At 61.9% G+C, this 12,417-nt stretch carries 12 protein-coding genes; 7 read left to right on the top strand and 5 right to left on the bottom strand.

What is annotated here, in order from left to right; translation table 11 throughout:
* Positions 1–54: 54 nt before the first annotated feature.
* Positions 55–321: a hypothetical protein gene (locus T8A63_RS06445; protein ID WP_322345310.1), complete on the bottom strand. Its 267-nt coding sequence runs from the start codon at positions 319–321 to the stop codon at positions 55–57.
* Positions 318–3,119 carry a bifunctional [glutamine synthetase] adenylyltransferase/[glutamine synthetase]-adenylyl-L-tyrosine phosphorylase gene (locus tag T8A63_RS06440; protein ID WP_322345309.1) on the bottom strand — a complete coding sequence of 934 codons (2,802 nt, stop codon included), beginning with the start codon at positions 3,117–3,119 and terminating at the stop codon, positions 318–320. The genes T8A63_RS06445 and T8A63_RS06440 overlap by 4 nt, the downstream gene beginning before the upstream one ends.
* A 115-nt stretch (positions 3,120–3,234) precedes the next feature.
* On the opposite strand from T8A63_RS06440, the gene T8A63_RS06435 reads away from it, so the two are divergent.
* From T8A63_RS06435 to ilvN, 6 genes are all read left to right on the top strand, one after another.
* Positions 3,235–3,717, top strand: a complete 483-nt coding sequence (locus tag T8A63_RS06435; RefSeq protein WP_067630318.1) for a YbaK/EbsC family protein — start codon at positions 3,235–3,237, stop codon at positions 3,715–3,717.
* A 124-nt stretch (positions 3,718–3,841) separates the two neighbouring features.
* Positions 3,842–4,249: a DUF2852 domain-containing protein gene (locus tag T8A63_RS06430; protein WP_067630315.1), complete on the top strand. Its 408-nt coding sequence runs from the start codon at positions 3,842–3,844 to the stop codon at positions 4,247–4,249.
* Between the two features lie 58 nt (positions 4,250–4,307).
* Positions 4,308–4,745, top strand: a complete 438-nt coding sequence (locus T8A63_RS06425) for an RDD family protein (RefSeq protein ID WP_067942431.1) — start codon at positions 4,308–4,310, stop codon at positions 4,743–4,745.
* Between the two features lie 72 nt (positions 4,746–4,817).
* Entirely contained in the window at positions 4,818–5,636 is an 819-nt protein-coding gene (locus T8A63_RS06420; protein ID WP_322345308.1) for an arginyltransferase, read from the top strand.
* A 399-nt stretch (positions 5,637–6,035) separates the two neighbouring features.
* Complete coding sequence (locus T8A63_RS06415) at positions 6,036–7,790, top strand: acetolactate synthase 3 large subunit (protein ID WP_322345307.1); 1,755 nt, start codon at positions 6,036–6,038, stop codon at positions 7,788–7,790.
* A 71-nt stretch (positions 7,791–7,861) separates the two neighbouring features.
* On the top strand, positions 7,862–8,422 hold the full coding sequence (gene ilvN, locus T8A63_RS06410) for an acetolactate synthase small subunit (protein ID WP_067626213.1): 561 nt from the start codon (positions 7,862–7,864) through the stop codon (positions 8,420–8,422).
* 12 nt (positions 8,423–8,434) lie between these two features.
* Here the strand turns inward: ilvN and T8A63_RS06405 are convergent, their stop codons facing one another.
* Positions 8,435–8,791, bottom strand: coding sequence for a hypothetical protein (locus T8A63_RS06405; protein ID WP_322345306.1), 357 nt, complete (start codon positions 8,789–8,791; stop codon positions 8,435–8,437).
* Between the two features lie 217 nt (positions 8,792–9,008).
* Here T8A63_RS06405 and T8A63_RS06400 point away from each other — a divergent pair, with 217 nt between their 5' ends.
* Positions 9,009–9,806, top strand: a complete 798-nt coding sequence (locus tag T8A63_RS06400) for a helix-turn-helix transcriptional regulator (protein ID WP_322345305.1) — start codon at positions 9,009–9,011, stop codon at positions 9,804–9,806.
* Between the two features lie 6 nt (positions 9,807–9,812).
* Here T8A63_RS06400 and T8A63_RS06395 read toward each other — a convergent pair whose 3' ends face one another.
* A complete protein-coding gene (locus T8A63_RS06395; RefSeq protein ID WP_322345304.1) occupies positions 9,813–11,222 on the bottom strand; it encodes an amidase in 1,410 nt (469 codons plus the stop codon).
* A 50-nt stretch (positions 11,223–11,272) separates the two neighbouring features.
* Positions 11,273–12,397, bottom strand: coding sequence for a peptide chain release factor 2 (prfB, locus tag T8A63_RS06390; protein ID WP_300051831.1), 1,125 nt, complete (start codon positions 12,395–12,397; stop codon positions 11,273–11,275).
* Between the last annotated feature and the right edge of the window lie 20 nt (positions 12,398–12,417).

The raw sequence follows: 12,417 nt of genomic DNA, 5'->3' as shown, positions 1-12,417 counted from the left end.
TCGTACTGCGTTCGCGCGGCTGGGGAAAGAGGTTTCGCAGGCCCAGATCGGCGGTCAGTTGCGCGCCCTGCCCCGCCAGCCGCCGCGGCGGCGCGGGGTGGTGAGCGTGGTCTGCCCCTCGCGCAGCACTTGGGTCATCGGGTGATCCGCGGCGCCGGCACCGTAGCGTTCCAGCAAACGGGTGATGGCGGCTGCGTTGTCGTGGCCTTCCGGCAGGCTCAACGCCCAGTCGAGAAAGATGCTGCGGCATTCGGCAGAGCCAATCCCCTCCATCCGGTAGGATTCGCGGATCAATCCCTTTGGGTCATCTGGATCGCTCATGCCCCCTCTTGCCCCGGCTCGGGCAGCGCCGCGTCGATGATCTGAGCCGCGGTGGCGTAATCTCCCTGCATCTTGGCCTCCATTGCCGCAAGATCGCCACAAGCTAACACACGACAGAGAAAGCTCGCCCCCGCCTGCCCCATTGTCCGCGCATCAATCGGATTGGCAGACAGCAGACGCGCAGCGCAATTCAGGGTCCATGCGTTGGTATAGGCCGACGAAAGCGCGGCTTCCGCCTGCCCATCAATCACGTTTTCGCCGCGCGCGGCGGCAAGGCCCGCGTCGATCTCACGCGCGCCAGTGCCGCCGATAAGCGCGCCTGCCTGCGCGAACAGTTCGATATCCTGCAAGCGGCCCGCGCCCGTCTTGGCGTCGAGCGGCCCTGCAGGGCTGCGGGCGGCGGCGATGCGCTGGCGCATCTTCGCGACCTCGCCCAGCACCTTGTCGCGCGGGGCGGCGCGGCTGAGGATTTCAGCCCGAAGCGCTTCGACATCGCGGCCCAGATCCTCTGCCCCCGCGATCACCCGTGCGCGGGTAAGGGCCAGATGCTCCCAGACCCAAGCCTGCTCTTTCTGGTAGCTCTCAAAGCTGGCGAGGCTGGTCGCCACTGGCCCCTGATTGCCCGAAGGGCGCAGGCGCATGTCGATGTCGTAAAGCTTGCCTTGGGCCATCGGCGCGGTCATCGCGGTGATCATCGCTTGGGTAAGCCGGGCATAATAGCTGCGCGTGGCGAGGGGTTTGGGGCCGTCGGAACTGTCCACCCCATCGGCATCATAAATCACCAGCATATCGAGGTCGGAGGTCGGCGTTAGCCGCCCAGCCCCAAGCGAGCCCATGCCAAGGATCACCGCCCCGCGTCCCGGCGGCGGGCCATGCCGGGTGGCGAATTGATCGACGACCACGGGCCAGAGCGCCTGCAAGACCGCTTGGGCCAACTCGGCATATTGGCGCCCGGCGGTGGCCGCGTCGATCAGCCCGCGCAGCAGATGCACGCCGATCCGAAAATGCCATTCGCGCGCCCAACGGCGGGTGCCATCAAGACGCAACTCGTAATCGGCCTCTGCCGCGAGATGCTGTTGCAACATTTCGGTCAGCTTGGTCTGCCCCGGCCAGTCCGAAAAGAAATCACCCCCAATCACCGCATCGAAGACGCCCGAGTTGCGCGACAGATGCGCAGCCAACGCAGGCGATGTGGCGACGATATCCACCAAAAGATCGCCCAGTTGCGGATTGGCCCGCAGGAGCGAGAAAAGCTGCACCCCGGCGGGCAGGCCAGCGAGGAAACCGTCAAAGGCCAAAAGCCCTTCGTCCGGTTTGGCAGATTGCGCCAAACGGTCCAGCAGCAGTGGCTTCAGCCGCCCGAAAATATCCGCCCCCCGTTCCGAGCGCAGCGCGGGATAGCTGGGCCAGCGGTCCAGCACAGAGGTGTCGAATTGATGCGCCGGGCGGGCGGCTTCGGGCTCCTCCCGCGTGGCGGCGAAAAAGCTTTCGATCAGGTCGTGCACGGCTTGCAGCCGTTCGTGAAGATCGGCGCGCAAGTCTTCGACATCCATGTCCATCATGGCGGCCAGCCGGTCGAAATCGGCATCATTGCGGGGCAGCGTGTGGGTCTGAGCGTCTTGCACCATCTGCAACCGGTGCTCGACCGTGCGATGCGCGCGGTAGTGATCGCCGAGCGTTTCGGCGACCTCTTTTGGCACCCAGTTCTTCTCGGCCAGCACCTGCAACCCTGCCAGTGTCCCACGGGGCCGCAACTCCGCATCGCGGCCCCCGGCGATGAGCTGTCGGGTCTGGGTGAAAAACTCAATCTCGCGGATGCCGCCCCGCCCCAGTTTCATGTCATGCCCCGGCAGGGTGATCGGGCCGCCCAAGCCCTTGTGCTCGCGGATCGCCAGCCGCATGTCATGCGCATCTTGGATGGCGGCGAAATCCAGATGGCGGCGCCAGACGAAGGGGCGCAATGATTGCAAAAACGCCTTTCCCGCCGCGATATCACCCACCGCCGGACGGGCCTTGATATAGGCCGCGCGCTCCCATGTGCGGCCAAGGCTTTCGTAGTAGCGCTCGGCTGCCTCCATCGCGATGCAAACGGGGGTGACCGCCGGGTCGGGGCGCAGGCGCAGATCGGTGCGAAAGACGTAGCCCTGCGCGGTGATGTCGTTCAATGTGCCCGACATCGCCCGCGTCGCCTTGACGAAGGCGCTGCGGGCGGCGTGGAAATCATCAGGCGCGAAGCGGCTTTCGTCAAAGACGCAAATGAGGTCGATGTCTGAGGAATAATTCAGTTCCCGCGCGCCCATTTTACCCATGGCAAAGACAACCATGCCCGCGCAGTCGGCCAGATCGTCCATCGTCATCCCCGGCAGTTTGCCGCGTTTGATCTGTGCCGCCAGCCCCGCACGCAGGGCCGCCCCGCAAGCGGCATCGGCGTAATCGGTCAGCGCGCCGGTCACCTCTTCCAGCGACCATGCCCCGCCCAGATCGGCCAGCGCGGTCAGAAGCGCCATGCGCCGTTTGCCCTGCCGTAGCCCATCGGCCAGCCGGTCGGGCGCAAATTCTGCCGCCGCGGCGCAATTGGCGGCCAGAGCGGCCTCGGGGTTTTCCACGGCCTCGCCAAGCCAAGCCGCTTCCTTTTCCAACAGCGCCATTAGATAGGGCGCGGTAGAGGCGGCAGCCGAGATCATCTCGCGCAGGTCCGGCGCAAGATCGGGCAAGAGCGCCGCCGCATCCTGCGCGCGTTCGCGGTGATAGATGCGGGGAGAGCGGGTGATCCGGGCGGCAAGCGATGGGTCTGTCATGGGGCCAGCTTTGCGGGCTGATCCAAGCGGCGTCAATGGGGGTTGCGGCACGGCGCGGCCTTGCTACGACTTTGGCGCGCGCCCCAGGGTGGCGCCATGCAGCAAGGGGCAGAGAATGAGCAAGAGTTTGAAACGGGTCCGCGCCACGCTTGAGGCCGCCGGGGTGACGCCAGAAATACGTGAGACGACCCTAGCACGCACGGCGGTCGATGCGGCCACCGCACTTGGCTGTGCGGTCGATCAGATTGCCAAATCCATCGTCCTTCGCGGCGAAAACAGCGGCGCGGCGCTGCTTTTCATCACCGCGGGCGCGCAGCAAGTCGATCTGGACCGCGCAGCAGCACTGGCCGGGGAACCATTGGGCAAGGCAGATGCCGCGCTGATCCGGGCGCAGACCGGCTTTGCCATCGGCGGCGTGGCACCGCTGGGCCATATCACGCCACCCCGCGCTTGGTTTGACCGAAATCTGCTGCAATTCCCGCTGGTCTGGGCCGCTGCAGGCACGCCGCACCACGTTTTCTGCCTTGAGCCGCAGAAAATGGCGCAGCTTTCCGGCGCGCAGGTTACTGATTTTACTGTCGTTTCCCAAGCAATGTAAAAAACATTCACATAGCCCCTTGCGAAAGGGCCCCGGCGTGCCGATCTATTCAATGTGAAAGACATTCACATCATCCGAAACGCCCGGGCCGGCGACAGGCCCGTCACGACTGAAAGGCTCAACAATGACGACAGTGACCACCGACCCGACCTATGCCCCCCGCAGCAGCTGGCTGGCACGGGCCGAAAGCTGGATGGACGCACGCGGCAAAGGCGCATGGATCGCCGCCATGGTGCTCGGATTCATCTTCTTCTGGCCCCTTGGCCTCGCCCTTCTTGCCTATATGACTTGGAGCAAACGCATGTTCTCTTCAAAATCCTGCAGCCGCAAATCCAGCCGCGCGATGATGTCGCGCAACACCGGCAACAGCGCCTTTGACGCCTATAAGGCCGACACGCTGCGCCGTTTGGAAGAGGAACAGGGCAATTTTGAGGCTTTCCTTGAGCGTCTGCGCGAAGCCAAGGACAAGGCCGAGTTCGACCAGTTCATGGACGAGCGCGCCAAGCGGGATGAGACGCCCACAAGCGCCTGACCCCACCCTGACCCCGCCTCCCGGCCCGCGCGCCGGGGGGCCTTTCGCAGGAAGTGACATGACCCAGACCCCCGACCCTGATCTACACCCGCAATTCTATGACGGCATCGCTGGCAAGCGGCTGATGGCTTGGATCGTCGATGTGACGCTTGTCATCGTCTTTTGCCTGCTGATCCTGCCCTTCACCGCCTTTACCGGGCTGTTCTTTTTCCCCTTTCTGACGCTTGTGGTGGGTTTTGCCTACCGCGTGGCGACGCTGACCAGCGGGTCGGCCACATGGGGCATGCGCCTGATGGCGATGGAGCTGCGCGACCACCGCGACCGGCCCTTTGATTTCATGACCGCGCTTTTGCACACCATCGGCTATTCGCTGTCGATGACGGTCACGATCATTCAGGTCGTCTCGGTCGTGTTGATCTGCACCACGGCCCGCCGTCAAAGCCTCACGGATATGGCGCTTGGCACCGTGCCGGTAAATCGCCGCCTCAGCCGTTAAGACATCACGCAAATTTGCCCTTGGCGCAGCGGGGGGGGGTTGATAGCATCCTCCGATAAATGCTGGAAACCCATGCGACATACACTGCCTTTGACACCGCAATTCTATGTCACAGCGCCGCAGCCCTGCCCCTATCTGGAGGGCCGGATGGAGCGCAAGCTGTTCACCGCCCTTCAGGGCGACAATGCCGCACGCCTGAATGACAGCCTATCAAGCCAAGGTTTCCGCCGCTCTCAAAATGTTCTGTACCGCCCGTCTTGCGCCGATTGCGCCGCCTGCCTGTCGGCGCGGATCGACGTGGCGGCCTTTCGCCCCAGCAAAAGCCAGCGCCGCATTCTGAACCGCAACGCGGGGCTTGAGCGGCGCGCCACCTCTCCTTGGGCTACGGAAGAGCAATATGACCTCTTCCGCAGCTACCTCGACAGCCGCCATGCGGATGGCGGCATGGCGGATATGGATGTCTTTGAATTCGCCGCAATGATCGAGGAAACCCCGATCCGCAGTCGGGTCATCGAATATACCGACCCCGAGGCCGATAACGCGCTGGTCGGCGTCTGCCTGACGGATGTCTTGGGCGACGGGGTGAGCATGGTCTATTCCTTCTACACCTCCGACCGGCCCCGCAACGGGCTGGGCAATTACATCATCCTCGACCACATCGAAATCGCCCGCGCGGCGGGTTTGCCCTATGTCTACCTTGGCTACTGGGTGCCGGGCAGTCAAAAGATGGGGTACAAGGCCAAGTTCTCGGGACTTGAGGTTTATATGGGCGGGCAGTGGCAAAAGATGCGCGACCCTGAGGGTTTCGTGCCTGACCAGCATCCGCTCAGCAATGATCCCATTGCCGAGCAGGTGGCCAATATCACCCTGCCGGATGTCAGCCCGCGCTAAGGCGCTGAGCCAGCCTACAGATTTTGCGCGCAACCGGAGCGGACCATTGGGCTGCCCCATTGAATCACGTGTATAAACACACCCCGTAATTCAATAAAATTCGCCTGAGGGCAGATTTCTTTGCGAAAAGAACCCAAAATAGCACCTCGGCGAAATAAAAGAGCAATTAATCCCCACCCAAGCACAAGATTTTCGGCATTTCGCTGTTGACGCCCCTCTTTCCCCCTCATAATCTCACGCCACGCTAAGAGGACCCCTGAGATGATCGACCTAGTCATTATTGTAGGACACACGCGCATGGGCCGGTAACGGTTAACCATAATCCTTCCCATGCGCCCCCGTCAGACCGGGGGTTTTTTTATGCCAAACGCCAATAACCTGCCTTACGGAGCACCTAAGATGAAACGCCAGATGACCGGAGCGAAAATGATCGTCCAAGCCCTGATTGACCAGGGTGTGGACACCGTCTTTGGATATCCCGGTGGCGCGGTGCTACCGATCTACGACGAGGTCTTTCAGCAGAACTCGATCAAACACGTTCTGGTGCGCCACGAGCAGGGCGCGGTGCATGCCGCCGAAGGCTATGCCCGCTCGACCGGCAAACCCGGCGTGGTGCTGGTGACTTCCGGCCCCGGTGCCACCAACGCGGTCACCGGCCTGACGGATGCGCTGCTCGACTCGATTCCGCTGGTGGTGCTGACCGGCCAGGTGCCGACCTTTATGATCGGCTCTGACGCCTTTCAGGAAGCAGACACCGTAGGCATCACCCGCCCCTGCACCAAGCACAACTGGCTGGTGAAAGAGACCGACAATCTGGGTGCCACCCTGCACGAGGCTTTTCACGTCGCCACCCATGGTCGCCCCGGCCCGGTCCTGATCGACATTCCTAAAGACGTGCAATTTGCGACCGGCAGCTACGAGTCCCCCAAACCCTCAACCTCGCGCTATCAGCCGCAGGTCAAAGGCAGTATGGAAGAGATCACAGAACTGGTCGCCGCGATGGAGACGGCCAAGCGCCCGATCTTCTACACGGGCGGCGGGGTCATCAACTCCGGCCCGGCGGCAAGCCAGTTGCTGCGCGAATTGGTCGATGCCACGGGTTTCCCGATCACGTCGACGTTGATGGGTCTCGGCGCCTACCCTGCGTCGGGTGACAAATGGCTGGGCATGTTGGGGATGCACGGGCTGTATGAAGCCAATATGGCGATGCATGACTGCGATCTGATGATCAACATCGGCGCGCGGTTCGACGACCGGATCACCGGGGTCATCGACAGTTTCAGCCCCAAGTCCACCAAAGCGCATATCGACATCGACCCGTCATCGATCAACAAGGTGATCCGCATCGACATTCCAATCGTCGGTGACGTGGGCCATGTGCTCGAAGACCTGCTGAAGGTCTGGAAGTCGCGCGGCCGCAAGACTAACAGTGAAGGGCTCGCCAAATGGTGGTCCAAGATTGAGGAATGGCGCGCGAAGGACTGTCTGAAGTTCACCCAATCAGGCAAGGTGATTAAACCCCAGCACGCGCTGTCGCGGCTCGAAGCGCTGACCAAGGGTCATGACCGTTATATCACCACCGAAGTGGGCCAGCACCAGATGTGGGCCGCGCAATACCTCGGCTTTGAAGAACCGAACCGCTGGATGACGAGCGGTGGCCTCGGGACCATGGGCTATGGTTTCCCGGCCTCCATCGGGGTGCAGATGGCCCATCCTGACGCCCTCGTGATCAATGTGGCGGGCGAAGCCTCGTGGCTGATGAACATGCAAGAGATGGGCACGGCGATGCAATTCGGCCTGCCGGTCAAACAGTTCATACTCAACAACGAACGCCTTGGCATGGTCCGCCAGTGGCAGGAACTGCTGCACGGCGAGCGCTATTCGCAAAGCTGGTCCGAAGCCCTGCCCGATTTCGTCAAACTGGCCGAAGCCTTTGGCGCCAAGGGAATTATCTGCCACGACCCCGACGATCTGGATGACGCGATCATGGAGATGATCAACTACGACGGGCCTGTGATCTTTGACTGTCTGGTTGAGAAGCACGAAAACTGCTTCCCGATGATCCCAAGCGGCAAGGCGCATAACGAAATGTTGCTGCCGGGGGATCATGAAACCCAAGGTGTGATCGACGCAAAAGGCTCAGTGCTGGTGTGACCCGTTTTCTTTCAAAGAAAACGACCGGGAATTTTTAAAAAATTCCCGCAGCTAGATAAAAGGACAAAGACATGGCAGCTCTGAAAATCAAAAAAGGCGCGACCTCGCATTCCGCCTATAACCTACGGCCCAATTTCTCGGATGTGGTCGAAAAACACACGCTTGCAGTGCTGGTCGAGAACGAACCCGGCGCGCTGGCGCGGGTGATTGGCCTGTTCTCGGGTCGGGGCTATAACATCGACAGCCTCACTGTGGCCGAGGTCGATCACACCGGGCATCTGTCACGCATCACCATTGTTACCAGCGGCACCCCGCAGGTGATCGAGCAGATCAAGGCGCAGGTCGGTCGGATCGTGCCCGTGCATGAGGTGCATGACCTCACCGTCGAAGGCCCGAGCGTTGAGCGTGAACTGGCGATCTTCAAGGTTGTCGGCAAGGGCGACCACCGGGTCGAAGCGCTGCGGCTTGCGGATATCTTCCGCGCCAATGTGGTCGACAGCACGCTGGAAAGCTTTGTTTTCGAAATCACCGGCGCGCCGGACAAAATTGACGCTTTTGCCGAATTGATGCGCCCGCTTGGGCTGGCTGATGTTGCCCGCACGGGCGTTGCCGCCCTGGCCCGCGGGGTCTGATCGGGTTGGGAGTCAGGCTTTAAGCTGGGCCGCGCCGCATCGGCGCGGTCCGGGTTTGGTCGTAAAGGGTATGATCTGAGCGCCCCCGCGCAGTTTTGCCGCCTGCGGCTCTTGCACCGCGGGACTATCGTGGCGCAGGGCGTCGGGCAGATGTGAGGCCGCATCTTCCAGAACCACCCGAGGGTTGTCGGCGATACGGAGTTTGCGATGCACTGTGATGCCGAACTGTACCATGTCGCCCGGGTCGAACCCCGAACCGTGCCCCATACAGATCGCAGGCTCTTCGTAATAGGCAAGATCGCCTTGATCTTCGCACCAGAACACTGCTTTGCCAGCGGCATTATCGCTCCACAGAACTACACCAATCATAGTACCCCCCGCTTCTGATAATTGACCTTCATTCTGCGACAATCCAAAAAGGTGTAACATAGGTTAAAATGCAACGCCCGCTTGCATTTTGTGTCGGTTCCAGTAGGGTCAACCACAAATCAGCGTCACCTCTGATGCGCCTTCGCGTCAGCAGGTCAATCCTCTGGCCATAACAGCCTGTATTCTTCGGCTGCGTCGCAAATCAGAACGAGGCCGCATGTCCGCTTCCAACCGCTCCCCCTCGGAACTTCGCAGCATGTTCGGCGCCAATCTGCGCCAGTTGGCGGCGGAATATACGTCGATCTCCGATCTTGCCCGGCAACTTGGGATCAACCGTACGCAGTTCAACCGCTACCTTTCGGGCGAAAGCTTCCCTCGGGCTGACGTGCTGGCCCGGATCTGCCGCTTTTTTGAAATCGATGCGCGGGTGTTGTTGGAGCCGGTCACCGAGATTTCGCTCAACCAAGATCCGATCAACAACAGTTTCCTGCGGGACTTCCTTGGGACCGGGGTTCAGAACGTGCCCGAGGCGGATTTTCCCAGCGGCTTTTACCGCTTCGCACGGCGGTCGTTTCTGGATCACGACAGGTTCGTGACCGGGGTCGTCTACATTAAGCGCGACGGCAGCAGCACCTTCCTGCGGGGTTATGAGAGCGCGCATTCCCTGCGCCAGCAAGGGCTGCCCACCAGCCCCACGGCGCGCGAATATCGCGGCATCGTCTCGCAGCAAGAGAATGGCGTTTCCATCGTCGTATCGCGGCGTCGTACACTGACCGGGTCGTTCAACTACCTCAACCGTGTCGCCTCTTTCGAGAATAACTTTTGGGTGGGATATGTCACCCGCACCGCGCCCGAAAGTGCCGCGGGCGCGCGGGTGACGCGGCTGACCTACGAATACATTGGCAAGGATCCCAAAACGGTGCTGCCCGCAGCGCGGCAGGCGGGATTTATCGACATCGACGCCCTGATGCCCTATCACCGCCGCCTGCTTCAGCCCGACGCGCCGTTCAACTGAGGCCCGCTACAGCCGGGGTGGCTGCGCCTGCGGATAGCCTGTCGCCCGATGCCAGCCCTGCGCCAGTTGCAACAAGCGCGCGTCGCTGCCGCGTTTGCCAATCAGTTGCAGCCCCAAAGGCAGGCCGCGACTGTCAAAACCTGCAGGAATATTCACCACCGGCAGACCGATCAGGCTTGCGGGCACCACAACCTGCATCCAACGGTGATAGCTGTCCATCGGCTGGCCATTGATTTCGGTCGGGTGCACCATTTCGACGTCGAAAGGCCAGACCTGCGCGGAAGGCAGCACCAGAACGTCGACCTCTTCAAACAGAGCATGTGCCGCGCGGAACCAATCGGATCGGATGCCGCTGGCGCGCTGGATATCAGAGGAAGAGAACCCCTGCCCGCGCGCGACCTCCCATTGCGCAGCGGGTTTCAACCCGTCCCGCCGCGCCGGATCGTCGTAGATCGAGCCCAACGACGCCGCCACGGCAAAGGACCGCAACGTGATCCAGCTTTCCCACATCGCATCAGCATCAAAGGGCGCGGCGATGGGTGTGACCTCATGCCCCAGCCCGGCCAAACGGTTCAAGGCGGCTTCGCTCAGGTTAATTATCCCCGGCTCGCAGGGGAAGGCACCGCCCCAATCGCCCAGCCAGCCCACACGCTGCGCGGGCAGGCCCGCGTCGATATCCGGGGCCGTATCCGGGCCGGAGCGGGTCAGAGGTTGGCGCGGGTCGGCGCCGCTCATCACATCAAGAAGGGCGGCGAGGTCACGGGGGCTGCGCGCCATCGGCCCCAAGGTCGAAAGCTGGTGCAGAAACAGATCGCCGCCATCGTCCGACGGCACCCTGCCCCATGTCGGCCGCATCCCGTAGACGTTGTTCCAGCCCGCCGGATTGCGCAGGGATCCCATCATATCGGACCCATCGGCGACGGCGACCATCCGCGCCGCCAGTGCCGCTGCCGCCCCGCCCGAGGAACCGCCAGCCGAGCGGCCTAGGTCATAAGGGTTGCACGTCGCGCCATGGACCGTATTGAACGTATGACTGCCGAGGCCAAACTCCGGCGTGTTGGTTTTGCCGATGATGATTGCCCCTGCCGCGCGAAGCCGCGCAACAGCGGGATGATCCCGCTCGGCCGGCTGGGCACCGAAAAGCGGGGACCCTTGAGACGTTGGCAGCCCCTCTGCGTCAGCCAAATCCTTGATCGCCATGGGGATACCGTGCAGCCAACCCTTGCGCGGGCTGGCGTCGGACGCCTCTGCCTCGGCCAGCAATGTGTCACGGTCGCGGAGGGAGATGACGGCATTCACCTTGCCGTTCACCGCCTCGATCCGCGCAAGTGACGCCTGCATCAGTTCAACCGCAGAAATCCTGCGCGCGACCAGCGCCTCGGACAGGTCCGAAGCGTCCCAATCTAGCAAATCCATCATGTCCCCCTATTGCCACATATTATTCCAAGAAGGGGGACAGCACCGGCTCAGTCGCCCTGCGCCTCGGCCCGGCTTTTGCCCGAGACCGCCAGCGCCAGCGTTGCCCCCATCAGCCCATCCAGATCACCGTCGAGCACACCTTTGGTGTCCGATGTTTCGTAATTAGTGCGGAGGTCTTTCACCATTTGATAAGGCTGCAAAACATAGGACCGGATCTGGTTGCCCCAGCCCGCATCGCCCGCGTTCTCATGCGCTTCGTTGACCAGCGCCGAACGCTTGTCCAACTCCATCTGATAAAGCCGCGATTTAAGCGCTTTCATGGCGATGTCGCGGTTCTGGTGCTGCGACTTTTCCGAAGAGGTCACGACGATGCCCGTGGGATGGTGGGTGATCCGCACCGCCGAGTCGGTGGTGTTGACGTGCTGGCCGCCTGCGCCGGACGACCGGTAGGTGTCGATGCGGATGTCCGAAGGGTTCACTTCGATCTCGATATTGTCGTCGACCACGGGGTAGACTTTTACGGAGGTGAAAGAGGTGTGCCGCTTGGCCGCAGAGTCGAAGGGCGAGATGCGCACCAAGCGGTGCACGCCGCTTTCGGACTTCAGCCAGCCGTAGGCGTTGTGCCCTTCAATCTTATAGGTCGCGGATTTGATGCCCGCCTCGTCGCCCGCGCTTTCGGCCTGAAGATCGACTTTATAGCCTTTCTTCTCGGCCCAACGGACATACATACGCGCCAGCATGCTGGCCCAGTCGCAGCTTTCCGTACCGCCCGCGCCTGCGTTGATCTCTAGGAAGGTGTCGTTGCTGTCAGCCTCACCATTCAGCAGCGCTTCGAGTTCCTTTTGGGCGGCCTTTTCCGCCAGCGCCTTCAGCGCGGCCTCGGCGTCGGAGATGACCTCCTCGTCCTCTTCCATCTCGCCCAACCCGATCAGTTCGACGTTGTCGGCCAGTTCCTGTTTGATGCCCTCATAGGTGTCGATGGCATCCACCAGCGACTGGCGCTCACGCATCAGCTTTTGCGCGGCATCAGGGTTGTCCCAAAGGTTCGGATCTTCGACGCGGGCGTTGAATTCTTCCAGCCGGTAGGGCGCGGTCTCCACATCCAGTCGCTGGGCCAGCAATTCCAGCGATTTGCTGATCTGGTCCGCGGTATTCTGTGCCTCTGCGCGCATGTGTGCCTGCCTTTGATAAG

The sequence above is a fragment of the Sulfitobacter sp. OXR-159 genome (assembly GCF_034377145.1).
GTDB lineage: Bacteria > Pseudomonadota > Alphaproteobacteria > Rhodobacterales > Rhodobacteraceae > Sulfitobacter.
This window is presented reverse-complemented; position numbering and strand designations above follow the sequence as displayed.